Annotated in this window: 19 protein-coding genes and 1 pseudogene; 14 read left to right on the top strand and 6 right to left on the bottom strand. The window is 70.5% G+C overall.

Going from position 1 to position 25,705, the window contains the following annotated elements:
• Nucleotides 1-3: 3 nt before the first annotated feature.
• The 3 genes from F4558_RS19890 to F4558_RS19880 are packed head-to-tail and all read right to left on the bottom strand — an operon-like array spanning nucleotide 4 to nucleotide 3,144.
• A complete protein-coding gene (locus F4558_RS19890; protein ID WP_053652460.1) occupies nucleotides 4-1,230 on the bottom strand; it encodes a DNA-processing protein DprA in 1,227 nt (408 codons plus the stop codon).
• Nucleotides 1,227-2,747, bottom strand: coding sequence for a YifB family Mg chelatase-like AAA ATPase (locus F4558_RS19885; RefSeq protein WP_053652461.1), 1,521 nt, complete (start codon nucleotides 2,745-2,747; stop codon nucleotides 1,227-1,229). Before F4558_RS19885 ends, F4558_RS19890 begins: the two co-directional genes overlap by 4 nt.
• 37 nt (nucleotides 2,748-2,784) lie before the next feature.
• Nucleotides 2,785-3,144, bottom strand: a complete 360-nt coding sequence (locus F4558_RS19880) for a YraN family protein (protein WP_053652462.1) — start codon at nucleotides 3,142-3,144, stop codon at nucleotides 2,785-2,787.
• A 210-nt stretch (nucleotides 3,145-3,354) separates the two neighbouring features.
• Between F4558_RS19880 and F4558_RS32230 the strand changes: the two genes are divergently transcribed.
• The 8 genes from F4558_RS32230 to F4558_RS19840 all read left to right on the top strand — a co-directional run bounded on the left by F4558_RS32230 (nucleotide 3,355) and on the right by F4558_RS19840 (nucleotide 12,650).
• Entirely contained in the window at nucleotides 3,355-4,587 is a 1,233-nt protein-coding gene (locus tag F4558_RS32230) for a hypothetical protein (RefSeq protein ID WP_209273337.1), read from the top strand.
• Between the two features lie 390 nt (nucleotides 4,588-4,977).
• Nucleotides 4,978-5,883 carry a 30S ribosomal protein S2 gene (rpsB, locus tag F4558_RS19870; RefSeq protein ID WP_053652464.1) on the top strand — a complete coding sequence of 302 codons (906 nt, stop codon included), beginning with the start codon at nucleotides 4,978-4,980 and terminating at the stop codon, nucleotides 5,881-5,883.
• A 134-nt stretch (nucleotides 5,884-6,017) separates the two neighbouring features.
• Entirely contained in the window at nucleotides 6,018-6,845 is an 828-nt protein-coding gene (tsf, locus tag F4558_RS19865; protein WP_167945469.1) for a translation elongation factor Ts, read from the top strand.
• Nucleotides 6,846-7,007: 162 nt separating this feature from the next.
• Nucleotides 7,008-7,775 (top strand): UMP kinase, encoded by a 768-nt coding sequence (gene pyrH, locus F4558_RS19860; RefSeq protein ID WP_053652466.1) that lies wholly within the window; start codon nucleotides 7,008-7,010, stop codon nucleotides 7,773-7,775.
• An 85-nt stretch (nucleotides 7,776-7,860) separates the two neighbouring features.
• Complete coding sequence (frr, locus tag F4558_RS19855; RefSeq protein ID WP_053652467.1) at nucleotides 7,861-8,418, top strand: ribosome recycling factor; 558 nt, start codon at nucleotides 7,861-7,863, stop codon at nucleotides 8,416-8,418.
• A gap of 404 nt (nucleotides 8,419-8,822) precedes the next feature.
• Entirely contained in the window at nucleotides 8,823-10,178 is a 1,356-nt protein-coding gene (locus F4558_RS19850; RefSeq protein WP_167945467.1) for a phosphatidate cytidylyltransferase, read from the top strand.
• A gap of 104 nt (nucleotides 10,179-10,282) precedes the next feature.
• The gene (gene rlmN / locus F4558_RS19845; RefSeq protein ID WP_053652468.1) at nucleotides 10,283-11,440 is read left to right on the top strand and encodes a dual-specificity RNA methyltransferase RlmN; all 1,158 of its coding nucleotides are present in this window, start codon (nucleotides 10,283-10,285) and stop codon (nucleotides 11,438-11,440) included.
• Nucleotides 11,441-11,471: 31 nt separating this feature from the next.
• Nucleotides 11,472-12,650, top strand: a complete 1,179-nt coding sequence (locus F4558_RS19840) for a DivIVA domain-containing protein (RefSeq protein WP_053652469.1) — start codon at nucleotides 11,472-11,474, stop codon at nucleotides 12,648-12,650.
• A gap of 88 nt (nucleotides 12,651-12,738) precedes the next feature.
• On the opposite strand, the gene F4558_RS19835 is transcribed toward F4558_RS19840, so the two are convergent.
• Complete coding sequence (locus F4558_RS19835) at nucleotides 12,739-12,960, bottom strand: DUF2631 domain-containing protein (protein WP_082377176.1); 222 nt, start codon at nucleotides 12,958-12,960, stop codon at nucleotides 12,739-12,741.
• A 198-nt stretch (nucleotides 12,961-13,158) separates the two neighbouring features.
• Between F4558_RS19835 and F4558_RS19830 the strand changes: the two genes are divergently transcribed.
• On the top strand, nucleotides 13,159-14,739 hold the full coding sequence (locus F4558_RS19830) for a Rieske 2Fe-2S domain-containing protein (protein ID WP_053652470.1): 1,581 nt from the start codon (nucleotides 13,159-13,161) through the stop codon (nucleotides 14,737-14,739).
• A gap of 127 nt (nucleotides 14,740-14,866) precedes the next feature.
• Here the strand turns inward: F4558_RS19830 and F4558_RS19825 are convergent, their stop codons facing one another.
• On the bottom strand, nucleotides 14,867-16,462 hold the full coding sequence (locus F4558_RS19825; protein ID WP_167945465.1) for a phytoene desaturase family protein: 1,596 nt from the start codon (nucleotides 16,460-16,462) through the stop codon (nucleotides 14,867-14,869).
• A gap of 85 nt (nucleotides 16,463-16,547) precedes the next feature.
• Nucleotides 16,548-17,377: pseudogene (locus tag F4558_RS19820) on the bottom strand (YhjD/YihY/BrkB family envelope integrity protein).
• Between the two features lie 51 nt (nucleotides 17,378-17,428).
• Here F4558_RS19820 and F4558_RS19815 point away from each other — a divergent pair.
• The 5 genes from F4558_RS19815 to F4558_RS19795 all read left to right on the top strand — a co-directional run bounded on the left by F4558_RS19815 (nucleotide 17,429) and on the right by F4558_RS19795 (nucleotide 25,701).
• Nucleotides 17,429-17,980, top strand: coding sequence for a GNAT family N-acetyltransferase (locus F4558_RS19815; protein ID WP_167945463.1), 552 nt, complete (start codon nucleotides 17,429-17,431; stop codon nucleotides 17,978-17,980).
• 481 nt (nucleotides 17,981-18,461) lie between these two features.
• Nucleotides 18,462-22,145: a CARDB domain-containing protein gene (locus F4558_RS19810; RefSeq protein WP_167945461.1), complete on the top strand. Its 3,684-nt coding sequence runs from the start codon at nucleotides 18,462-18,464 to the stop codon at nucleotides 22,143-22,145.
• A 263-nt stretch (nucleotides 22,146-22,408) separates the two neighbouring features.
• Nucleotides 22,409-23,086: a Uma2 family endonuclease gene (locus F4558_RS19805; protein WP_167945459.1), complete on the top strand. Its 678-nt coding sequence runs from the start codon at nucleotides 22,409-22,411 to the stop codon at nucleotides 23,084-23,086.
• 153 nt (nucleotides 23,087-23,239) lie between these two features.
• On the top strand, nucleotides 23,240-24,451 hold the full coding sequence (gene dxr, locus F4558_RS19800) for a 1-deoxy-D-xylulose-5-phosphate reductoisomerase (RefSeq protein WP_167945457.1): 1,212 nt from the start codon (nucleotides 23,240-23,242) through the stop codon (nucleotides 24,449-24,451).
• The gene (locus tag F4558_RS19795) at nucleotides 24,451-25,701 is read left to right on the top strand and encodes a M50 family metallopeptidase (protein WP_167945455.1); all 1,251 of its coding nucleotides are present in this window, start codon (nucleotides 24,451-24,453) and stop codon (nucleotides 25,699-25,701) included. The genes dxr and F4558_RS19795 overlap by 1 nt, the downstream gene beginning before the upstream one ends.
• Nucleotides 25,702-25,705: the final 4 nt, after the last annotated feature.

Genomic DNA, 25,705 nt, shown 5'->3' with positions numbered 1-25,705 from the left:
GACCTATAACGACCCGGGGGTCTCCGTCTCCGTTGTTGCCGGCGTCCCTCGCTTCGGGCTGGCGGGTGGGGCGAGGGCGTAGCCGTCCTCGCGGCGCGCCACGAGGGCCAACTCCTCCAACAGCGACAGTTTGCGCAACGCGGTGCGCAGGTCCACACCGGCGCGGGCCGCGAGCGCGTCCACACCCCGTACGCCTCGGCGGGGCAGCGCCTCCAGCAACGACCGCGCGTCGTCATCGAGGGTGTCGGCGGGCCGCTGCGGGCCTCTGGCGAGCGGGGCGAGGTCCGCGCCGATCCGGCCCACCTCCTCCAGGACGTGTGCCACGCCGGTGACCAGCCGCACCTTCGGCTGCTCGCGGAGCAGTTCGTGCACGCCGACGGACATCGCCGAGGTCACCGGCCCGGGGACCACCATCGTCACGCGGCCGGTGTAGATGGCCCGGCGGGCGGTCTGCGTCGCGCCGCTGCGCGCCGACGCCTCCACCACAACGGTGCCGACCGTGCCTGCGGCGATGACCCTGTTGCGGATCAGGAACCGGGGCCGCAGCGGCTCGGCGCCGGGCGGCCACTCGCTGACCAGCAGCCCGGTGTCGGCGATCCGGTCGAAGAGAGCGGTGTTGCCGACCGGGTACGGCCGGTCCACCCCGCAGGCCAGCACCGCCACTGTCACCCCGCCGGCGTTGAGGGCGCCACGGTGGGCGGCCGCGTCGATGCCGAACGCCCCACCGGAGACGACAGTCCAGTCCCGCTCGGCCAGCCCGTACCCCAACTCGGTGGCGACGTGCTGCCCGTAACCGGTGGCGGCCCGTGCCCCGACCACTGCCACCGAGCGGTCCAGCGCTTCGCCGAGCGGCCAGCCACCGCGTACCCAGAAGCAGAGTGGTGGGGCGGTCTCGACGTCCACCCGGCGGCTGGCGTCCGGTAGGCGCAGCTTGGCCAGGCCCGCCACCCGGGTAGGCCACTCGTCGTCGTCAGGGGTGACCAGCCGGGCGCCGAGCCGGTCCGCCCGGTCGAGGGCTTCGGCTGCCACCGCCCGCGCGTCACCGGCCGCCGACCGGGCCGCCACAGTGCCGTTCAGTTGGCCGTCGGGACTGCCGCCGTCGAGCAGCAGGTCCAGGGTCGCCACCGGGCCCAGACGGTCGACCAGTTGGTACACGGCTCGGGTGCCTGGTTCGGCGAGCCAGGTCAGTGCCACCCGGGCCAGCCTGCGCTCCTCGTCGGTGCCGCTCACGCTTGCTCCCCCGTCCGTAGTTGGATCGCCTCCCGTACGTCATCGCGGTCCGGCCGGTCCCGGCCGTCCAGATCCGCGATGGTCCAGGCCAAACGGATCACCCGGTCGAAGCCACGCGCCGACAGCGACCCGGAGTCGAGTCGTTTGCGCAGCTCGGCGGTGGCCTGCGCCGGCAGCCGCCACGGCGGCCGGCGCAGATGCGGGCCTTCCACCTCGGCGTTGAGCCGCCGGCCGAGGCCGGCCCAGCGTTTGGCCGCCGCCTGCCGGGCCGCCGCCACCCGCGCGGCGACCGTCATCGAGGACTCGGCGTCGCCCTCGGCCGCCATCAGCTCCGCGGCCCGCAACGGCATGAGCCGCACCTGGACGTCGATGCGGTCGAGCAGCGGCCCGGAGAGCCGACCCAGGTAGCGGCGGCGGGCCAGCGGCGAGCACTCGCAGTACGCGTCGCCTGCCGGTTTCGCGCACGGGCACGGATTGGCCGCGAGCACCAGCTGTGTCCGGGCCGGGTAGACGGTGCCGCCTCCGCTGCGGCTCAACTGCACGCGGCCGTTCTCCAGCGGCTGCCGCAACGCTTCCAGGGCGCCCTTGCTGAATTCGGGAGCTTCATCCAGAAACAGCACCCCCCGGTGGGCGAGCGACACCGCGCCGGGACGGGCCAAACCGGAACCACCGCCGACAAGCGACGGGACCGTGGCGGTGTGGTGCGGGGCCTGGAACGGTGGGCGGCGCAGCAACCGGCCACCCGGTGGCAGCAGCCCGGCGACCGAGTGCAGCGCCGTCACCTCCAACGCCTCGTCGTCCTCCAACTCGGGCAGGATCGACGGCAGCCGTTCGGCGAGCATCGTCTTGCCGGCTCCCGGTGGACCGAGCAGCGCCACGTGGTGCCCGCCTGCGGCGGCGACCTCAAGCGCGCGCCGACCCATCTGCTGCCCGGCGACGTCGGCGAGATCCGGGCCGCCGGTGGTCGGCGTCGAGGTGGCCGCCGGAGGGTCGATCAGCGGGCTGCCGTCGCGGACGAAGGCGACCAGCCGATGCAGGGTGTCCACGGCCCGTACCCGTACGCCGGGGATGACCGCCGCCTCGGCGGCGTTGCCGACGGGAACGATCACCCGGCCGACGCCGGCCTTGGCCGCGGCGGCGACCATCGGCAGGACCCCACGTACCGGTCGGACGGTCCCGTCCAGCCCCAGCTCCCCGAGGACCACCACCCCCTCCAGGGGCAGCAGCGGCAGCTCACCCGAACCGCCCAGCAGCGCGGCGGCGATGGCCAGGTCGAACGCCGAGCCGAACTTCGGCAGCGTGGCCGGCAGCAGGTTCAGAGTGATCCGCCGGTTGGGCCAGCGCTGGCCGGAGTTGACCACAGCGGCGCGGACCCGGTCCCGGGCCTCGTGCAGTGCGGTGTCCGGTAGCCCGGAGATCACCACCGCCGGCAGTCCGGCAGCCAGGTCGGCCTCGACCTCGACGAGGTGGCCGGTGACTCCGACCAGCCCTACGCACAGCACCTTCGCGTAGCTCACGGCACGTCACCGCCGGCCCGCCCTCGGACGGCGCGCATCAGAACGCACCTTTGAGGTGGTCGACCTGGGCCGCACCGGCGTCGGGCAACCGCACCGAGAGAACGTCGAACCGCACCTCGTCGGCGGTCGTACCGGTCTCGGCCAGCCAGCGCGCGGCGAGCCCGCGCAGCCTGCGGGCCTTGGCCGGCACGACCGCCTCCGCCGGGGTGCCGAAGGCGTCGCCCCGGCGGGTCTTCACCTCGCAGAAGGCGAGGACCGGCCCGTCCCAGGCGATGATGTCGATCTCCCCGTCGGGGCAGCGCCAGTTCCGGGCGATGGGCCGCAACCCCGCCTCGGTCAGGTGCCGGGCGGCGCACCGCTCGCCGTACGCGCCGACCGCCTGGTTCCGCTTCGTCATGGGCGGCACGGTGCCCGCCCGGACACGACCGTCGCGACCCCGAATGCCCGCGTCTGTGGACAACTGGTGTCCTGTGGACAGCCGAACGATCATGCCCGCGGTGTGCTAGGTAAACCTCGACGCGGCACAGGTGCCCAGGTGAGGTGGGCGACCACTCAACGCGCGGGCCTGGAATGGCGCCGGCGCAGCCGGTCGAATACGGTGCCGGACGTGGACGGACGACGGAGTTTTCCCGAAGACCAGGAGCCGCGCTGGTATTCCGACGAGCGAGGTCGCGCCTACGGCGAGTCGGAGTGGCGTGGCACGGGCGATCCGCGGTACCGGGACGACAACGTTCCCGAGCAGCGGGGCACCGAGAAGGACAGCCTCGGCGAGAGCGAGTCCGGTCGATTCGCGGCCGTGCCGGACCGGACCGGCGAGCCGGACTCCGGCCGTTTCGGCGCGGTGGATGCGGCGCGGTTCGGCACGACCGAGCCGGACTCCGGCCGTTTCGGCGCGGTGAATGTCGCGCGGTTCGCCTCGACCGAGCCGGACTCGGGCCGTTTTGGGGCCGTGGAAAACGCCCGGTTTGCCTCGCCCGAGCCGGACTCCGGACGCTTCGGTGCCGTCGACGCCCAACCCGGGCGGTTCGGCGCGATCGAGGCCGATTCCGGGCGTACCGCAGCGGTCGATCCGCTTGGTGGGGCCCTGCCGGATCCGGACGATTACCGGGCCAGCCGGTCATGGCGAGCGGACCGGGACCCGTCGGAGGTCTCCGGGGAGCTGCCCGGGCGTCGGGCCGCCCGGGATCCTTCGGAGATCTCCGGGGAACTGCCCGGACGCCGGGCCGCTCGGGATCCTTCGGAGATCTCCGGCGAGTTGCCCGGACGCCGGGCCGCCCGGGAGTCGCCCGGGATGGGCTCCCCGCTGGCGGCAGGCCCCGATGAGGGCGCGCAGGTGACGTCCGCAGGTGATCCGCCGGTCGCCGCGCTCGCCGATCATGCCCGTCCCGCCCCGTTCGGCGGGTACCCGATCGTCGAACCGAACCGGGGCGGTGAGCAGCCGAACCCGCTGGAGATGCCGACCGGGCCGATGCCGGGGATCGGCCCTCGCCCGGACCTGCCCGCAGCCGAGCCGTCCGCGTATCCGCCGGCCACCGATGGCGTGTATCGGACCCGCCGCCCGGCGCTGGCCGTACTCTTCGCCCTGTTGGTGTTGATCTTCGAGGTTCCCGCGGTGCGGGTGCTGCTGGCGGGCGTCACCGGCGATCCGGTGGACGCCGGAAACGTGGTGGTCGGTATCGCCCTGGTCGCCGGGCTGCCGATCTTCGCAAACGGGCTGTACGGGCTGCGAACCGGAGGTCTGGCGCTGTCCGACAGCGGCAGGGGCTGGTTGCGTCCGCCGACTGCCTACCTGACCGTCGGCCTGGTGCTCTTCGTGGCCGCCGCCCTCGCCGCGGGCTGATCCGCCCGGCCCGCCGCGCGGTCGACGACCTCGGGCGACCGGCCGATCCCCCGACAACGAGGAGCCGGGCGACCGGTGATCCCCAACAACCAGGAAACAGTGGCCTCCGGCGACGAGGAGGCCACTGTTTCCATGAAGTAGCGCGGTCAAGGGGGCGTAAGGGGCCGCGCGTACACCCCGGGGTTGTGGGGCGGGGGAGGGGCGTACACTGGTCGACTGGCGACCGCCTTGCGCGGTCGACCTCGCGCGCCCTCTCCACGAATCGACGCGGAGCGACGGCCTCCCTGGTCCCGATCTTGGTCGGGTCCACCATGGGTCGGCGACCAGGCGCCAGGACGCCCGGCCACCGGCCGGGCGTGACAACCAGGGACCTTGAGGAGTACCCCAACCATGGCCGTCGTGACCATGCGTCAGCTGCTGGAGAGCGGTGTCCACTTCGGGCACCAGACCCGGCGCTGGAACCCGAAGATGAAGCGCTTCATCATGACCGAGCGCAACGGCATCTACATCATCGACCTGCGCCAGACCCTCGAGTACATCGAGAAGGCGTACGAGTTCGTGCGTGGGACCGTCGCCGAGGGTGGCAGCATCCTCTTCGTCGGCACCAAGAAGCAGGCCCAGGAGGCCATCGCCGAGCAGGCGACGCGGGTCGGTCAGCCGTACGTCAACCACCGCTGGCTCGGTGGCATGCTGACCAACTTCCAGACCGTGTACAAGCGGCTTCAGCGGATGAAGGAGCTGGAGGGCCTGGGTGACCTCAGCGGCACCGCCGCCGGTTACACCAAGAAGGAGACCCTGCAGCTCTCCCGCGAGAAGATCAAGCTGACCCGCACCCTCGGTGGTCTGCGGGACATGCAGAAGCTGCCGGCCGCGGTCTGGATCGTCGACACCAAGAAGGAGCACATCGCCGTCGACGAGGCCCGCAAGCTGGGCATCCCGGTGATCGCGGTGCTGGACACCAACTGCGACCCGGACGAGGTCGACTTCCCGATCCCGGGTAACGACGACGCGATCCGCTCGGCCGAGCTGCTGACCAAGGTCGTCGCCGCCGCCGTCGCGGACGGTCTGATCGCGCGTTCCGGCCGTCGTCGGGGCACCGACGAGAAGCCCGAGGGTGTCGCGAGCGACGAGCCGCTGACCGAGTGGGAGCGCGAGCTTCTCGAGCCGAAGAAGGCCGACGAGTCGGCCGCCCCGGCCGAGCAGCCGGCCGTTGCCGCCGCCGAGCAGCCCGCCGCCCCGGCTGAGCAGCCGGCGCAGGCCGCCACCGAGCAGCCGGCGGCCGCGACCGCGGAGTGATCGCACCGTCGCTGCCCCGCCGTCCGTTTTTCCAGGCGCGGGGCAGCGACGGTACGCCGGGCACGAACCGCCCGGATCCGGGTAACCGGCACCTCTGACCATCCACACGCCGTCTCAACATCGAAGAGAGAGCCATGTCCCAAATCACCGCCGCGGACGTCAAGAAGCTCCGCGACCTCACCGGCGCCGGCATGATGGACAGCAAGAAGGCGCTGACCGAGGCCGAGGGCGACTTCGACAAGGCCATCGAGATCCTGCGCGTCAAGGGCGCCAAGGACGTCGGCAAGCGGGCCGGCCGTACGGCCGCCAACGGCCTGGTCGCCCACTCCGGCAAGGCGCTTCTGGAGCTCAACTGCGAGACCGACTTCGTCGCCAAGACCGAGTCGTTCATCGCGCTGGCCCAGCAGCTCGTCGAGCACGGCGAGCGCGCCGGCGTGAACACCGCCGAGGAGCTGCTCGCCACCGAGCTCGACGGCAAGGTCGTCGCGGACCTGATCCAGGAGCAGTCCGCCAAGATCGGCGAGAAGCTGGTTCTCAACCGGTTCGCCCGGGTCGAGGGCACCACGGCTGTCTACCTGCACCGCAAGGCCCAGGACCTGCCGCCGGCCGTCGGCGTGCTGGTGGCGTACACCGGCAAGACCGACGAGGCTGGCGACGCCGACGCCCGTGGCGTCGCGATGCAGATCGCCGCGATGCGGCCGAAGTACCTCACCCGGGACGAGGTTCCGGCCGACCTCGTCGAGGCCGAGCGGCGCATCGCCGAGCAGACCGCCCGCGAGGAGAACAAGCCCGAGGCTGCCCTGCCGAAGATCGTCGAGGGTCGGGTCAACTCGTTCTTCAAGGACTACGTCCTGATCGAGCAGGCGTCGGTTGCCGACAACAAGAAGTCGGTGAAGCAGATGCTGGCCGAGGCCGGCATCGAGGTCACCCAGTTCGTGCGGTTCGAGGTCGGCCAGGCCTGAGCCGCCACCGGGTGCCGTGGGCGCCCGTGGGCAGGAGACGTCGACGAGGAGGCCGCCGGTGTACGTGACAGCCACCGCGGCCTCCTCGTCACATAGGGTCGGCAGCGGCAGGTTCGCGGTAACGCGACGCACGGGGCGTGCGCGTGGGGGAAGGCGGGGCGGATGACGCAGGTTGTGAGTGACCGGACGCTGGCGGTGGACGATCCGACGGCGCCGCCGCCCGGCCGGGCGCGCCGGGTGGTGCTGAAGCTGTCCGGTGAGGTGTTCGGTGGTGGCGCGATCGGCGTCGACCCGGACGTCGTCCAGGCGATCGCCCGGCAGATCGCCACAGTGGTCCGCCGCGGCGTGCAGGTCTCCGTGGTGGTCGGTGGCGGCAACTTCTTCCGTGGCGCGGAGTTGCAGAAGCGTGGGATGGACAGGGCACGCGCCGACTACATGGGCATGCTCGGCACCGTGATGAACTGCCTCGCCCTTCAGGACTTCCTGGAGAAGGAGGGCATCGAGACCCGGGTGCAGACCGCGATCACGATGGCCCAGGTCGCCGAGCCGTACATCCCGCTGCGGGCGATCCGGCACCTGGAGAAGGGCCGTGTGGTCATCTTCGGCGCGGGCGCGGGCATGCCGTACTTCTCGACCGACACGGTGGCCGCCCAGCGGGCGCTGGAGATCCGGGCCGACGTGGTGCTGATGAGCAAGAACGGCGTGGACGGCGTCTACTCCGCCGACCCGCGGGTCGACCCCACCGCCAGTAAGTTCGACTCGATCACCTTCTCCGAGGTGCTGCAACGCAACCTGCGGGTGGCCGACGCGGCGGCGTTCAGCCTCTGCATGGAGAACGGCCTGCCGATGCTGGTCTTCGGTGCGCAGGGTGACGACACAATCATCCGCGCGGTGGGTGGCGAGAAGATCGGCACCCTGATCACCGCCTGACCCCGCCCAGCCCGGGCACCGGCAACGGTGGCCTGACGACTTTCCGCAGAGCCCACGACGAGCACAGAAGGAGGCGAGGAGACCGGTGATCGACGACACCCTCCTCGAGGCCGAGGAGAAGATGGAGCGTGCGGTTGAGCACGCCAAGGAGGAGTTCGGCGCGATCCGTACCGGCCGCGCCAACCCCGCCATGTTCTCCAAGATCATCATTGACTACTACGGCACGCCGACGCCGCTGACCCAGATGGCGTCCGTCGCGATCCCCGAGCCGCGTATGGCGATCATCAAGCCGTACGACAACTCGCAGATCAACGCGATGGAGAAGGCGATCCGCGACTCGGACCTCGGGGTCAACCCGAACAACGAGGGCAACCAGCTGCGCATCCTGCTCCCGCAGATGACCGAGGAGCGCCGCCGCGACATGATCAAGGTGGCCCGGCACAAGGGCGAGGAGGCCAAGGTGGCCATCCGCAACGTCCGCCGCCGTGGCAAGGAGGAGCTGGACCGGATCGTCAAGGACGGCGAGGCCGGCGAGGACGACGGTCGCCGCGCCGAGAAGGAGCTGGACGACCTGACCCAGCGCTACGTGGCCAGCGTCGACGACCTGGTCAAGCACAAGGAGACCGAGCTGCTGGAGGTCTGAGGACCACCCCCGGCCGCCGCCGGGTGCGCAGCCGACGTGAGGCCCGACCCGATCCGGGGCCGGGCCTCGTGCCGTACCGGCGGCTGGTGGGGGTCATCCTCACCTGCCGGCCGGATAGGCATCGGTGGATCGAGGGCCGACGTCGACGCGGTCACCGACAGCGAGGCACCCGAGCCGACGTCGGCGTCACGGCGCTCGTCGGGAGCGGGCAACGGGCTGGGGCCCTCGTCCGCCTCGCCCCGGCCACGTGTGCAGTAGGCTCGTCAGGATTCCCGGCCACCAGGCGGTGAACACCGGGAATCGACCGACCGTCGGGGCGGTCAAGTCGGAGGAACATCGCGCTTGTAGGGGATGCTTGTGGTCTTGCGTCATGTGGTGGTTCTCGTGCCGCATCGCGGTGCGTGATGTCCCGCCCCGACCCCTACACAGGTGAGCCTCCCGGCTGGGACCGGCCGGAGCGCCGGGTTGCCCTGCCCTGGCCCGAGCCTGAACTTGAGGCAGGCCAGTGGAACAGCCGTCCGGCAGCAGGCCCCGAGGTGTACGCCGAGCCGCGTACCCGTCCGGACGTCCAGCCGCACCCGGCAGATCCGTACGCCGAGCGTGATCGGCCCGCCCGCCCCGACGACTGGGACCGGCGCGAGGACGAGCAGAACGAGACCGACCGGTACGACGGCCTTCCGTTGGCGGCCGACGGCCCGCTCCGTCACGAGAACGGCGACCGGCCGGCCCGTTACGAGAACGGCGACGGGCCGGTCCGTCACGAGAACGGCGACGGGCCGGTTCGCCACGACGATGACGCCGGCTTTCCCACAGTCCAGCTCGCGCCGATCGGGGCCGACCTCGGGCCGGACCCGGTGACCGAGCCGACGCCGACCGCCGGTCGGCGGCAGAAGGGCCGGCGGCGGGCCAGCGTCGACCGACCGGCCACCCATCAGGTGGGTACGGGGCGGGCCGGCCGGAACCTGCCGGCGGCCATCGGTGTCGGGCTCAGCCTCGGCGCGCTGATCGTGGTGCCGCTGGTCTTCTACCCCCTGGCCTTCCTCGTTGTGGTCGCCGCCGCTGTCGCTGTCGGCATCTGGGAGATGGCCCGGGCGGTCCGGCGCAGTGGGGCACATCCGCCGCTGGTGCCGCTGATCGCCGGTGGCGTGCTGACCATCGGCCTGGCGTGGTTCGCCGGCCCGGACGCGCTGAGCCTGGGTCTGCTGGTGACCGTGCTGGGCACGATGATCTGGCGGTTGGGTGACGGTCCGGCGGGCTTCCAGCGGGATCTCACAGCGTCCACCCTGATCGCGGTCTACGTGCCGTTCCTCGGCGGGTTCGCGGCGCTGCTCGCGGCGGCCCCCGACGACGGGCCGCTGCGCATCCTTGTCACGTTGGTCGCGGTGGTCCTGTCCGACACCGGTGGGTACGCGGCCGGCGTCTCGTTCGGCCGCCGTCCGATGGCGCCGTCGATCAGCCCGAAGAAGTCCTGGGAGGGGTTCGCCGGCTCGGTCGCCGCGGCAGCGCTGGGCAGCGCCGTGCTGCTGTGGGTGCTGCTCGATGTGGCGCCCTGGTGGGGCGCCCTGTTCGGGGTGGCTGTCTCCGTCGCGGCGGTCCTCGGTGACCTCGCCGAGTCGATGATCAAGCGGGATCTCGGCGTCAAGGACATGAGCAACCTGCTGCCCGGTCACGGCGGCCTGATGGACAGGCTGGACTCGATCCTGTTCGCGCTGCCGACGGCGTACCTGTTGCTGGTGATCTTCGTGCCGGTGGTGGGGTGAGGCATGTATCTCGGCGGTCCGACCTTCTCGACGCGTCCGCGGGGGCGGGTTCGGGACCTCCGGCCGGGTGCGCACGGCCGAAGGCGTGACACACTGGACCAGCCATGACAAGCCTGCCGCTGATCCCCGCCCTCTCGGATGCCTCCGCCGCACGCCGGGCCTCCATGCCGCCCCAGCACCTCGCTGACCTGGACCTGGCCGGCCGCCAGGCGCTGGTCACGGAGCTGGGTGAACCCGCGTTCCGCGCCCGGCAGGTCTCCAATCACTACTTCGGGCGACTGGTCCGCGACCCGCAGGAGATGACCGACCTGCCGGCCGCCACCCGGGAACGGCTCGCCGGCCAACTGCTCCCCACGCTGCTCAACCCGGTCCGCGAGCTGGCCTGTGACGACGGCGCGACCCGCAAGGCGCTCTGGCGACTGCACGACGGCGCGTTGGTGGAGAGCGTGCTGATGGGCTACCCGGACCGGGTGACGGTCTGCATCTCCAGCCAGGCGGGTTGCGGCATGGCCTGCCCGTTCTGCGCCACCGGGCAGGCGGGGCTCACCCGCAACCTGTCCACTGCCGAGATCGTCGACCAGGCCGTCTACCTGGCGGGCGTGGCGGCCTCCGGCGCTGTCGTCGGCTCACCGTCGCGGCTCTCGCATGTCGTCTTCATGGGCATGGGCGAGCCCCTGGCCAACTACAACCGGGTGATCGCGGCCATCCGTCGCCTGGTCAGCCCCGCTCCCGAAGGGCTGGGCCTGTCCCAGCGGCACATCACCGTTTCCACGGTCGGCCTGGTTCCGGCCATCCGCCGACTGGCCAGCGAAGACCTCTCCGTGACCCTTGCGTTGTCGTTGCACGCGCCCGATGATGATCTGCGCGACGAACTCGTGCCGGTAAACCAGCGCTGGAAGGTAGCCGAGGTGCTGGACGCAGCGTGGGACTACGCCGCCCGGACGGGCCGCCGCGTGTCGATCGAGTACGCAATGATCAAGGACGTGAACGACCAGCCGTGGCGAGCTGACCTGCTCGGGCGGCTGCTGGCCGGCAAGTTGGCGCACGTGAACCTGATTCCGCTCAATCCGACGCCGGGCAGCCGCTGGGACGCGAGCTCGAAGCCGGTCGAGCGGGAGTTCGTCCGCCGGTTGCGCGACGCCGGGGTGTCCACCACCGTGCGGGACACCCGGGGTCGTGAGATCGACGGCGCGTGTGGCCAACTCGCCGCCGCCGAGGACACCGACACCTTCACCGACCGCGCCGGAGAGGCACCGGCGTGACCGGGCGTGGCGAACGAGACCAGGAGACATAGTGGCGAGTCAGGGTCAGCGTTTCCGGCGCAAGGCGCTCCGCCGGGGATACAAGGTCGACGAGGTTGACGCCTTCCTCGACCGGGTCGAGGCGACGCTCGACGGCCGTCAGGTCGGCGCGCCGGTGGCCTCCCAGGAGGTCCACGACGTCGTCTTCCGGGTCCGGTTCAACGGCTACGACGAGTGGCAGGTCGACCTGCACCTGGACCGGGTCGAGCGGCAGTTGGCCGAGCTGGAGGAGCGCAGCAGCGCCGGGCGCGGTGCCGACCCCCGGATGCCCGACCGGATGGGCCCACCGGACCGGATGGGTCCGCCGATGCGCGACGACCGCGGCATGCAGCCCCTGCCTCCCCGACCGATGCCGCCGGTGCAGGCCGGGCCGCCCGCCGATCGCTACGGCCGCTACGACGAGCCCACAGGCGCGTTCGCCGGCGGTTACGACAACCCCCGAGGCGGGTACGACGCACCGCGCGGCCCGGGTGGCCCCGGTCAGATGGGCCCGGGTGGCCCGATGGGTGGGCACGGCGTCCCGCCTCGTGGCCTGCCCGCCGGCCCTGGTGGCTACGGCCCCGACGATCAGCGGATGCCGGGCGGTTACGGCCCTCCCGATGACCAGCGGACGCCCGGTGGCTACGGCCCTCCGGACGACCAGCGGATGCCAGGCGGCTACGGCCCTCCGGACGACCCGCGTGGCCCGGGCGGCTACCCGCCGGAGGAGCCCCGCTTCGACGGCTTCGAGGCAGGTCGGCGCGGCCGCGCCGACATGACCGCTGAGATCCGGATGCCCGAGCGGGACCTGCGCGACATGCGTCGTGGCCCGGCTGGCCCGCCCCCGATGCCGCAGCAGGGCATCGGCGGCCCGCCGATGGCCGGCCCGCCCGCCGTCGCCGGTCCGCCGATGGGTGGCCCGCCGATGGCCGGCCCGCCCGGCAGCGACCTGTACCGGGTCGACCAGATCCGCCGCAGCTTCCAGGTGCGCCGGTTCGGCAGCGGGTACGACCCGGATCAGGTGGACCGGTTCTTCGAGACCCTGCTCGGCGGAATGCAGGGCCGCAACCCGATGCCGGTGAACCCGAAGGATCTGGACACGCTCCGGTTCGGCCTGGTGCCCGGCGGCTACTTCGAGGCCGAGGTCGACGCCGCGCTCAAGGACGTCCAGGACATCCTCTTCGGCCGCTGACGCCGACGACACGTACGGACGAGGGCCCGTCCCCCGGGTGGGGGCGGGCCCTCGGCGTCGTCAGCCGGTCGTCCGGCGGCGGGTCGGGTCAGGAGCGCAGGCCGTTGCGCCGCAGCACGGCGTCGCCGATCACGATGATCAGCAGCAGCGCGGCCAGGCCGACCAGCCAGATGTCTTCGACCCTGCCCTCGTGGTTGCCGCAGATCATCGCCAGCAGCGCCAGCGCGGTCACCACCGCGCCGATTCGCCCGGACTTCCGGTGCCCGGGCTTGTGCTGGTCTGGCGACGTTACCGGCTCGCTTCCTGCCACTGTCGGTCCTTCCCTCGCGATCGGATCTTTGGTTAGTCTGGCACGCCTCCTGCCCGGGGCGACGCGGTGGGGGTTTCCTGGTCGTCAGGCCCGGCCCAGTCGGGCCTCATGGCACTACGGGCGTCGCGGGGCGGAGGCCAGACTCGCTCCGGTAGCGTTTGTCGTACACCTGATTGTCTGTTTGAGGGGGACTGTGCGGTGCGAGTGACCGGAACTGGGCATGCCAGCATGCGGATCGACACGGCCGCGGGCAGCATCCTGTGCGACCCATGGGTCAATCCGGCCTACTTCGCCTCCTGGTTTCCCTTCCCGGACAACTCCCTGCTCGACTGGGAGACGCTGGGGCAGGTCGACTACCTGTACGTCTCCCACCTGCACCGGGATCACTTCGACGCGAAGCACCTGCGTGACTTCATCTCCAAGGACGCCACTGTCCTGCTCCCCGAGTTCCCCACCTCGGAGATGGAGGACGAGTTCCGGGCGCTGGGCTTCACCAAGTTCCTGAAGGCGCCGAACGAGCAGGTGGTGGAGCTGCCCGGCGGCCTGAAGATCATGATTCAGGCGTTGACGAGCCCCACCGACGGCCCGATCGGCGACTCGTCGCTCTGGGTCGAGTACGACGGGGTGCGGCTGCTCAACCAGAACGACGCCCGGCCCACCGACCTGAGCGTGTTCGCCGAGCTGGGGCACGTGCACGCGCACATGCTCCAGTTCTCCGGTGCGATCTGGTACCCGATGGTCTACGAGTTGCCGCAGGCGGCGAAGACCGCGTTCGGCAAGCAGAAGCGGGACCGGCAGTTCGACCGGACCTGGCGCTACATCGACGACCTGAAGGCCGACCACGTCTTCCCGATCGCCGGGCCGCCGTGCTTCCTCGACGACGCGCTGTGGCAGTTCAACGACATCCACGGCGACGAGGGCAACATCTTCCCCGACCAGTCGGTCTTCCTCTCGGAGTACGCGAAGGTCGGCGGCACCAACGGGATCGTGCTGCTGCCGGGCAGCGTCGCGGAGGTCACCACCGACGGCGCGACCACCACCCACCCGGTGCCGATCGAGGAGTTCTTCGCGAACAAGGTCGCCCACCTGGAGGAGATGCGGGAGCGCAAGCGGCCGATCATCGAGGCGGAGAAGGCGTCCTGGCGGCACCCCGAGGTGGATGTGCTCGGCCAGATGAAGAGCCGGATCGAGCCGCTGCTCGAAGAGTCGATCTACCTGGCCAAGGGTGTGGGTGGTCCGGTGCGCTTCGACCTGGTCGGCTACGACGGGGAGAGCGTCGAGTCGATCGTGGTGGACTTCCCGGGCCAGGAGGTCCGGCCGTACGCCGACGAGAAGGTCCGCTACCGCTTCCGTACCGACCGGGCGCTCATCGAGCACCTGCTCTTCATCGACGAGGTCGACTGGGTCAACTCGCTGTTCCTGTCCTGCCGGTTCTCGGCGGCCCGGATCGGCCAGTACAACGAGTTCGTGTACGCGTTCTTCAAGTGCCTCTCCGAGGAGCGGCTGCAGTACGCGGAGGGCTGGTACGACGAGCACGAGCGCAGCACCGACGCCGAGGACATCACATTGGGCGACTGGGTGGTGCAACGCCGCTGCCCGCACCTGAAGGCCGACCTGACCCGGTTCGGCATCGTCGAGGGCGACCAGCTCACCTGCCAGTTGCACGGCTGGCGCTTCGACCTGCCCTCCGGCCGCTGCCTGACAAGCGTCGGCCACAAGGTGAGAGCCCACCGAGTAGACGCAGAAACCCCAGCCCCAGCAGGCGAAGCCCTGACCTGATCCCCGCTGATCCCCGTCGATCCCCGCTGATCCCCGTCGATCATGGGGTTGTGGTGGATGACAAAAGCCGCTCCCGTTCCCATAACGGGCACCACAACTCCATGATCGACCGAGGTGGCGCGCGGGGTTAGCGGTTTAGGTCTTTCAGGATTCGGCGGGCTGCGTTGTGGCCTGCTGCTCCGATCACGCTGCCCGCCGGGTGGCAGCCGGCGCTGCCGGCGTACAGACCGTCGATGCCTGTGGCGTAGGGCATCCGGTCGGTGAACGAGACGGTGTTGTCGACGTGGTGGATGTGTCCGCCGGTGATGCCGAAGTGCGCCTCGATGCCGGGTGGGGCCAGCGGCACCGCGTCGGCGATCAGGTCCCCGGTGCCGGGGGCGTACCGCTCGACGATCTCGATGAGCCGGTCGGTGTATCCGGGCAGTTCCGCGTCCCACGTCGTGCCGGCCAGCTCGTAGGGCACCGACTGCACGAACAGCGCCGACGAGTGGTGCCCGGCGGCGTCGGAGAGCGACGGGTCGACTGTCGTGTGCAGGTACCACTCGATCGTGGGCTCCGCCGGCAGCCGTCCGGCCTGCACGTCCGCCCACATGGCGCGCAGCGCGGCCATCGGTGAGGTGGTGTCCCCACCGACCAGTGACGCCGAGCCGGGCAGCAGGTGGATGGTCGAGCCGAACGGGCTCGGCGCGTCCGCAGGCAGGCAGGCGAACCGCGGCAGTCCGGTCAGCGCCAGGTTGAGCTTCAACGTGGTGCCGGGGCGGCGGACCGCCGCCATCCGTTCGCCGAGCGCCGCCGGCAGCGCGCCGTCGGGCACCAGGTCCATCAGCCGGTACGGGTCACACGCGCCGAGCACCACTTTGGCGGTGACCTGCCGGCCGTTGGCCAGTACGACGCCGCTCACCGCGCCGCCGTCCACTGTCACGGCGCTCACCGGCGTACCCGTCAGGATCGTCGCCCCGGCGGCGCGCGCGGCCCCGGCGAACGTCGCGGAGACGGTGCCCATTCCACCTTCGACGATCATCCAGGTGCCGCCGGAGCTGGGGAGCCTGCACATGTTGTGCACGAGGAAGTTGTGGCCGGTGCCGGGGTCGTCCGGGCCGGCGTTGAGGCCGGAGAGGCCGTCGGTGACGGCGTACATGCTGACCAGCAGTTCGGAGCGGAACTCGAACCGGGCCAGGTAGTCCGCGACCGAGCCCCGGACCATGTCGACGAAGACCTGCCGCAGTGCCGGGCGGACGTGCCGCTCGGCGGTCTCCTCGGCGCTCAGCGGCTCGGCCAACCATGCCGGGGCGAGGTCCGCGCGCAGCGCGGCCAACTCGTCCTGCATGGCATCGTCGGCGGCAACGTCGGCACGGGAGAAGAACTGGACGAGCTGCGCCCGGTTGGCGGAGGTGTCACTGCCGGCCAGCAGGTACGGCGAGCCGAGGCCGCCCGGTGTGGGCAGGAAGTAGTGCGGGTCGCGGCGCATGACAGGGATGCGCACGTCGAGGGTGGCGAGCAGTTCCGGTGGCATCAGGCCGAGCAGGTACGAGCCTGTGGAGTGGCGTAGGCCCGGCACCTTCGGGAACGGGTTCTCGGTGCGGGCCGCACCGCCGATCACGTCGGCCGCCTCCAGCACGAGGACGTCCAGGCCGGCGCGGGCCAACAGGATGGCGGAGGCCAGGCCGTTGTGCCCGGCGCCGACGATCACGACGTCGGCGCGTGCGGGAAGTTCGCTGCTCATGCCGCGCCAGCCTAGTCGCCAGCCATCCGTTCGGTGAGCCCTTCCGCGCAGGCCGCGACGGCCACCCGCCCAGCCCGTGGCGTGATCACCCCGCGCGCTCGGCCCGCCAGTGCGAGAGAGCCAGGGTGGCGGAGTAGCCAGCCAGCACGATCACGTGGAACAGGTAGAGCCAGAGGAGAACGGCGACGCCGGCACCGATCTCGTCGAAGCCGCCGAATGGCACGCCCAGGTCCAGGGGGAGCGAGGCGAAGAGCACGAAGCCGTGCATGAAGCCCGACAGGTTGGCCGCCGTGAACGAGCCGACACCGAGCGTGGAGAGCCAGTCCGGCGAGGCCGGCCCGACCACCCGGAACACCCACATCAGCACCGGTGTCAGCACCAGCCAGACCGCAAGGAACGACAGCACCACGCCCAGCGCGCCGGCCCAGCCGCCCTGCCGGACCAGGCGGGTGGTGAGTGGCAGCGCCAGCAGGATCGACAGCAGCAGCGCGGGGCCGGCGCGAGCAGCGGAAGCAGCAGCAGTCGGCCCCGCCAGCCGACCAGGTGCTCGTCGGTGCGGGGTGCCGCCACCGACACGAACGCCCGCCGCAGGCCCTCGCCGTACAGCGACGCGGGCAGCAGCGACGCCAACGCCAGCAGCGGGGTCAACTCCACCCCGGCGTCGACGAGCGCCTCCACCGCCCGGGGCGCACCGATCGCTGTGGGCAGGGCCTCCACGGCGTACGAGGTGAGCCGGCGTACCCGATCGGCCCCGGCGACCAGCGAGGTGAGCCAGATGGCAAGCAACGCCACAGGCACCACGGCGATCGCCCCGTAGAAGGTGATGGCGGCGGCGTGCAGCGACAGGTCCCGTCCACGTACGGGACGGAACGCGGCACTGGTGATCCGCTTTGTCCGCTGCCATGCGCTGCCCATCGCAATCTCTTTCCCTGGCGGGGAGTGCGTCACTCATTAAGATCGCCGGCCATGACGGTTGCCACCACCGAACGCCTGATCCTGCGCGACTGGACCGCCGCTCCGGCCGACCTTGCCCGCATCTACGACATCTACTCCCGTCCCGAGATCACCCGCTGGTTGGAGGTGTCGCCGGGGCTGCCGATGACCGAACCGGCGCAGGCCGCCGAACGGCTGAAGTTCTGGCAGGACCGGCACGCGCACGACGGCGGCCGGTACGGCACCTGGGCGATCGAGGTACGCGACACCGGCGTGGTGGCGGGCACGATACTGCTCAAGCCACTGCCGGGGCGGGACGAGGCGGTGCGTACCGACGACATCGAGATGGGCTGGCACCTGCACCCGGATTCGTGGGGCCACGGGTACGCCACCGAGGCGGCCCGCGCGGTCCTGGCGCGGGAGTTCGCCACCGGCACGCGGGAGATCTACGCGGTCGTGTCGCCGGGCAACGAGCCCTCGATGGCGGTCTGCCGACGGCTCGGCATGGCGCATGTGGGCCGGCGCACCGACTGGTACGGCGGCGAGGAGTTGGAGACGTTCGTGCTGAGCGCCCCGACCGGCTGATCAGCCACCCGCTTGGCGAAGGGCCCCCTGTCGACGCTTGTCGACAGGGGGCCTTCCTGTCGTCCGGGCAGCGAGCGATGGGCGGCTGTCGATAGTCACGGCAGTCGAAGCATTGACGCTCCCGTAGCACGTCAGTAACATCTGCTCAACCTCATGCAAAATCACGACAAAGGCGTGCTTGATTCTTTGCATGAGGCCGCAAGTTCCGGTTCCCTCACCCGGGCCCCGCCCTGCCCTTCCCCGCCCTTCCCCCACCCCGCCCCGGCCGATCATGGAGTTGTGGTGGGTGGCAAAAGCCGCGCCCGTTTCCATAACGGGCACCACAACTCCATGATCGACCGGGGCGAGGGCGGGGTTACTCCCCTCTTGCCAGCCACCACCTCCTGCGGCTGGCGCGCGCCTGCGTCTGGTCGACCACGCGCCGAATCACGCCCACGCCGTGTCAAGCCGCGCGGCACCGTCCCCCAACGACAGGACAGTGATGAGACGAACGAATCTGTTCAGGATGGTGGCGGCGACAGTCGCGGCCACGATGATCGCGACGGCCGGGTCGACGGTGGCCGCGAATCCGGCAGGCGCCGCCCGGCCGGCCGACACGACAGCCGCGCCGAGCGCCGGCTTCGCCCCGGCGGCCACGAACCTCGCCCAGGGCCGCCCCACCCAGGAGAGCGGCCACGCCGACGTCTACGACTCGTCGAGGGTCGTCGACGGCAACCCGGGCAGTTACTGGGAGAGCGTCAACAACTCCTTCCCCCAGTGGGTGCAGGTCGATCTCGGCTCGTCGCAGACCGTCAACCAGGTCGTCCTGAAGCTGCCGACCTCCGGTTGGGCGACCCGGACGCAGACGTTGAGCGTGCAGGGCAGCGCCAACGGATCGTCGTTCAGTGACCTCGTCGGGTCGCAGACGTACACATTCAATCCGGCGAGCGGCAACACGGTCACGATCAACGTCAACCCGGCCGCCGCCCGCTTCGTACGGATCACCATCACCGCCAACAGCGGCTGGCCGGCCGGGCAGATCTCCGAGCTTGAGGTGTACGGCGGCGGCACCAGCGGTGACACCACAGCGCCGAGTGTCCCGGGCACGCTGTCGCAGAGCACGTCAGGCAGCACCGTCACCCTCACCTGGGGTGCCTCGACCGACTCCGGTGGCAGTGGGCTCGCCGGCTACAACGTCTACCGCGACGGCAGCCTGATCGCGACGCTGGGCACCGTCCTCACCTACCAGGACACCCAACCGTCGACGGCGACGGTGTCCTACCACGTCCGCGCCCGCGACGGCGCCGGCAACCTGTCCGGCAACAGCAACACCGTCACCCGGACCGGCACCCAGCCCCCCGCCTGCACAAACGTGGCCCAGGGCAAGAGCATGACGGCGAGCGGCTCCACATTCACCTTCACCCCCGAGAAGGCGAACGACGGACAACTCACCACCTACTGGGAGGGCGCGGCCAGCTATCCGCAGAACCTGACAGTGGCGCTGGGCGCGAACCACTCCATCTCCCGTGTCACAGTCAAGCTCAATCCGGACCCGGCGTGGGGCACCCGTACCCAGACCATCCAGGTCCTCGGCCGGGACCAGGCCTCGTCGGCGTACACCAATCTGGTGTCGGCGGCGAGTTACCAGTTCGTCCAGGGGTCCAACACGGTGGCCATCCCGGTCAGCGCGACCACCGCGGACGTGCAGTTGCGGTTCACCGGCAACACCGGCGCTCCGTCCGGCCAGGTGGCCGAACTGGAGGTGTGCGGCACCCCGGCGCCGAACCCGGACCTGGTCGTCAGCTCGGTGACCTGGTCACCCACGTCGCCGAGCGAGGTCAGCCCGGTCACGCTCTCGGCGGTAGTGCGGAACATCGGATCCGCCGCCGCCGGGGCGACCAGTGTGAACTTCAGCCTGGCCGGCGGGGTCGTCGGCAGCGCCACGGTGGGCGCACTGGGCGCGGGCGCCTCGACCACAGTGACGTTCAACGCCGGAACCCGGTCGGTGGGCAGCTACGCCGTCGCCGCGGTGGTCGACCCCGCGAACACGATCGTCGAGCAGAACAACGGCAACAACAGCTCCACGGCGGCGTCGCCGCTCGTTGTCGCGCAGGCTCCCGGCCCGGACCTCCAGGTGCTCACCATCGCCTCCAATCCGCCGAACCCGGCCGTCGGGGCGTCCGTCACCTTCACCGTGGGGGTCCGCAACCGCGGCACCACCGCGACCGGCGCGACAACCGTCACCCGGCTGGTGGTGGGCGGCACCACGCTCAACACCACCACCGCCTCGATCGCGGCCGGCGCGACCGTCGCCGTGGCCGTCACCGGCAGTTGGACGGCCACCAGCGGCGGCGCCACCATCACCGCCACCGCCGACGCCACGAACGTGGTCGCCGAGACCAACGAGACGAACAACGCCCTCAGCCAGTCGATAGTGGTCGGGCGCGGGGCCGCCGTCCCGTACGTCTCCTACGAGGCGGAGGCCGCCCGCTACCAGGGCACGCTGCTGGAGACCGACCCGCTGCGCACCTTCGGCCACACCAACTTCGCCACCGAGTCCTCGGGCCGCAAGTCGGTACGCCTCACCAGCACCGGCCAGTTCGTCGAGTTCACCTCCACCAACCAGGCCAACTCCATAGCGGTGCGCAACTCGATCCCGGACGCGCCCGGTGGCGGCGGCATCGAGGCGACGATCAGCCTCTACGTCAACGACGTCTTCTCCCGCAAGCTCACCCTGTCGTCGCGGCACAGCTGGCTCTACGGCAACACCGATCAGCCGGAGTCGTTGACGAACACCCCGCAGGCCGACGCCCGACGGTTGTTCGACGAGTCCAACGCGCTGCTGGCGCAGTCGTACCCGGCCGGCACGCGGTTCAAGTTGCAGCGCGACTCGGGGGACACCGCCTCGTTCTACGTCATCGACATGATCGACCTGGAGCAGGTGGCACCGGCGGCGAGCCAGCCCGCCGAGTGCACCTCGATCACCTCGTACGGCGCCGTACCGAACGACGGGCTCGACGACACCGCAGCCATCCAGCGTGCGGTGACCGACGACCAGAACGGGGTCATCAACTGCGTCTGGATCCCCGCCGGGCAGTGGCGGCAGGAGCAGAAGATCCTTACCGACGACCCGCTGAACCGGGGTACGCACAACCAGGTCGGCATCAGCAACGTCACCATCCGGGGCGCCGGCATGTGGCACTCGCAGCTCTACACGCTCACCGAGCCACAGAACGCGGGCGGCATCAACCACCCGCACGAGGGCAACTTCGGCTTCGACATCGACAAGAACACCCAGATCTCCGACATCGCCATCTTCGGCTCCGGCCGTATCCGGGGCGGTGAGGGCAACGCCGAGGGTGGTGTCGGACTGAACGGTCGCTTCGGCACCGGCACCCGGATCAGCAACGTCTGGATCGAGCACGCCAACGTGGGTGTCTGGGTGGGCCGCGACTACGACAACATCCCCGAACTCTGGGGGCCGGCAGACGGGTTGCAGTTCACCGGAATGCGGATCCGCAACACCTACGCCGACGGCATCAACTTCAGCAACGGCACGCGCAACTCCCGCGTCTTCAACTCGTCATTCCGTACCACCGGAGACGACGCCCTCGCCGTCTGGGCCAACCCGTACGTCAAGGACCGTGCCGTCGACATCGCCCACGACAACCACTTCGTCAACAACACCGTCCAGTTGCCCTGGCGGGCCAACGGCATCGCCATCTACGGCGGCTACGACAACTCGATCGAGAACAACCTGATCTACGACACCGCGAACTACCCGGGCATCATGCTGGCGACCGACCACGACCCGCTGCCCTTCTCCGGCACGACGCTCATCGCCAACAACGGGCTCTACCGCACCGGCGGCGCCTTCTGGAACGAGGACCAGGAGTTCGGCGCCATCACCCTCTTCCCCTCCACCAGGGACATCGTCGGGGTCACGATCCGTGACACCGACATCGTCGACTCGACGTACGACGGCATCCAGTTCAAGAACGGCGGTGGCAACATGCCGAACGTCGCCATCACCAACGTACGGATCGACAGGTCCAACAACGGTGCCGGCATCCTCGCGATGAGCGGCGCGCGCGGCAACGCCAACCTGACGAACGTGACAATCACGAACTCGGCCGACGGCAACATCGTCGTCCAGCCGGGCTCGCAGTTCGTCATCAATCCCTGATCCACACGCCTTCATGGAAATCGGGGTGTCCGCACGCTGCGGATACCCCGATTTCCGTGAACCCGCGTCGATCGTCGCGGGGTCGGTGGCGCAGCGCCGGCCGTGGGCGTCGGACTCGTCTCGCGGGCGCCGGCCGTTCTCGCGGAGATCCACCGCGCCGCCTCGACTGCTTCGGACGGACAAGGTGTGCGATGGCCTGTTTCGCGGGCTGCGGTCGCTAGGCTGAGCCGAGGAGGATGGTCCGCTGAGGGGGGTGAGCTCGGATGGCCCAGGCAGCGTTCGCGCCGGAGCCGGAGCCGGCGCCGGCGCCAGCACCGGAGCACGCTGAGCCGTCGTTCGACGCGTTGCGGTGGCACGACGAGCCGTGGACCGCGCAGCTCGCCCTCGACCTGTTGCCGGAGACCAACGGCCCCAAGGTTGAGGTCCTGAGCGGAAGCGTGATCGTGACACCACATGCCGGATACGACCATCAGGACGCGGAACTGGATCTGGCGTATCACCTCAAGCAGGCAGCCCGCCGCGCCAAGCTGTGGCTCTATCTGGAGACGAACGTCGTCTCGGGTGAGGATCTCTTCATCCCCGACATCGTCATCCTGGATGTGCCAGGCGGCGGCCGAACGACGATGGATATCAGGCATGCCGTGCTGTTGGGCGAGATCGCCTCTCCCGGAAACCGGCGTAAGGACATCATCGACCGGCCGCGCGAGTACGCCGCCGCCGGTGTGCCTTTCTTCCTCCGTGTCGACCTGCGCAATCGGGTTCCGACCCTGGCGCTGTACGAGTTGACCGAGGGGGAGTACCGGCCGGTCGCCGCCGCCGCTGCCGGGACGCGATTCGTCATGCGGGAACCGTTCGAGTTCTCCATCGACCCGGCCGACCTGCTCGGCGAGGAGGCACCGCCGGACGCGACGACCACCGACTCGGCCGACGGCACGGCTTGATCGACACGGGTTCATGGAAATCGGGGTGTCCGACGGGCGGGGATACCGCGATTTTCCGTGCAGGCGAGCCGATTATGACGACGTGGGGACGTCGGGTGGGGAGAGGTTGAGGCTCCCAGCGGGCGTGCAGCGGGGGTGGGGAAGAATGGTCCCGTGACTTCCCCCCGCGACCTTGTCCTGCTCGGGTCAACCGGTTCGATCGGCACGCAGGCCATCGACATCGTTCGGCGCAATCCGGACCGGTTCCGGGTGGTCGCTCTGGGTGCGGGCGGCGGCAACGTCGAACTTCTCGCCGCACAGGCTCTGGAGTTGGGTGTCGATGCGGTAGGGGTGGCGAAGGCGTCCGCCGCGCAGGACCTCCAGCTCGCGTTCTACGCCGAGGCGAGCCGGCGCGGTTGGGCCACCGGCGACTTCAAGCTTCCCAAGATCGTGGCCGGCCCGGATGCGATGACCGAGTTGGCGCAGTGGCCGTGCGACGTCGTGCTCAACGGCGTTGTCGGCTCGCTGGGCCTCGCTCCTACGCTGGCCGCGCTGCGCTGTGGCCGTACTCTCGCGCTTGCCAACAAGGAGTCGCTCGTGGCCGGCGGCCCGCTGGTCAAGGCCGCGGTGACGCGGCCGGGGCAGATCGTCCCTGTCGACTCGGAGCATTCGGCGCTGGCCCAGTGCCTGCGGTCCGGGTCGCGCGGTGAGGTACGCCGGTTGATCGTCACGGCCAGCGGCGGCCCGTTCCGGGGTCGGGGCCGCGACGAGTTGACGCAGGTCACACCCGAGCAGGCCCTCGCGCACCCGACCTGGAACATGGGCCCGGTCGTCACGATCAACTCCGCCACGATGGTCAACAAGGCGCTTGAGGTGATCGAGGCGCACGAGCTGTTCGACGTGCCGTACGCCGACATCACAGTGATGGTGCACCCCCAGTCGGTGATCCACTCGATGGTCGAGTTCGTCGACGGCTCGACGATCGCCCAGGCCAGCCCACCGGACATGCGGCTGCCCATCGCACTGGGCATCGGCTGGCCGGACCGGGTGCCCGAGGCCGCCGCCGCTGTCGACTGGACGGCCGCGCACACCTGGGAGTTCGCGCCGCTGGACGACGCGGCGTTCCCGGCCGTCGCGCTGGCCAAGGCCGCGGGGGAGGCCGGGCGCTGCCGTCCGGCGATCTACAACGCGGCGAACGAGGAGTGCGTGGCGGCTTTCGTGGCCGGCCGACTGCCCTTCCTCGGCATCGTCGACACCCTCGAACGCGTGTTGGAGGACGCTCCTGACTTCGCCGAACCAGGTACCGTCGAGGACGTGCTCGCCGCCGAGTCGTGGGCACGCGCGCACGCGCAGGAGATCATCGCGGGTTCGGTGGAAGGAGCTTGATGTCGTACCTGCTCGGGGTGGTTCTCTTCGCCCTGGCCATCCTCATCTCGGTGAGTCTGCACGAGGCGGGGCACCTGCTCACCGCCAAGGCGTTCGGGATGAAGGTCACCAAGTACTTCGTCGGCTTCGGCCCCACCATCTGGTCGTTCAAGCGGGGTGAGACCGAGTACGGCCTCAAGGGCATCCCACTCGGCGGCTTCTGCAAGATCGTCGGAATGACCCCGCAGGACGACGACGTCGAGCCGGGCGACGAGTCGCGGGTGATGTGGCGCTATCCGGTCTGGAAGCGGACCATCGTCATGGCCGCCGGTTCGATCACGCACTTCGCGTTGGCCCTGATCACCATCTGGATCCTCGCCGTCTCCGCCGGCCTGCCCAACCCGGACTTCCCGACCACCGACGCGCAGGCCCGCCAGGAGCCGGCCGTCATCCAGCTCAGCGACTGTGTGGTGCCGGAGAACGCGGTGCGGGCGTGCACCCCCGCCGACGCCGCGAGCCCGGCAGCCACGGCGCAACTGCGCGACGGCGACCGGATCACCTCGATCAACGGCACCCCGATCAACAACTACGGGGACATGCTCACCACCCTGCGCAGCCTCAAGCCGGGTGACACGGCGCAGATCCAGTACGTGCGCGACGGGCAGCAGGGCAACACCAGCACTGTGCTCGCCAAGACCGAGCGCCCGCCGCTGGACAACCCGACCGGTGCCGTCGCGCCGGTGGCCGCGCTCGGCGTCGGCCTCGTCCCCAGCACCCCCACCCGCGTGACGTACGGGCCGGTCGGCGCGTTCGGGGCCACCGCCAACTTCACCGGCGACCTGGCCGTCGGCACCGCCCAGGCGCTGCAACGCCTTCCGCAGAAGGTCCCCGCCCTCTGGACCGCCCTCACCGGCGGCGAGCGGGACATCGACACCCCGATCAGCGTGGTCGGCGCCAGCCGGCTCGGTGGCGAGGCCGTGGAGAACAACGCCTGGCTGGTCTTCTTCATGCTCTTCGTGTCGCTGAACTTCTTCATCGGTGTGTTCAACCTGCTGCCGCTGCTACCTGTGGACGGCGGCCACATCGCCATCGCCTGGTTCGAACGGGCCCGATCCTGGGTCTACGCTCGGATCGGCCGGGCCGACCCCGGTCGGGTCGACTACCTGAAACTGATGCCCTTCACGTACGTGGTGATCCTCATCGGTGGCGCGTTCACGCTGCTGACCATCGCCGCGGATGTCGTCAACCCGATCACGCTCTTCTCAAGGTGAGTGC

Origin of the sequence: Micromonospora profundi (genome assembly GCF_011927785.1) — a bacterium.
Classification (GTDB): Bacteria; Actinomycetota; Actinomycetes; order Mycobacteriales; family Micromonosporaceae; genus Micromonospora; species Micromonospora profundi.
The sequence above is the reverse complement of the archived record's forward strand: the minus strand, read 5'-3'. Positions and strand labels throughout refer to the sequence as shown.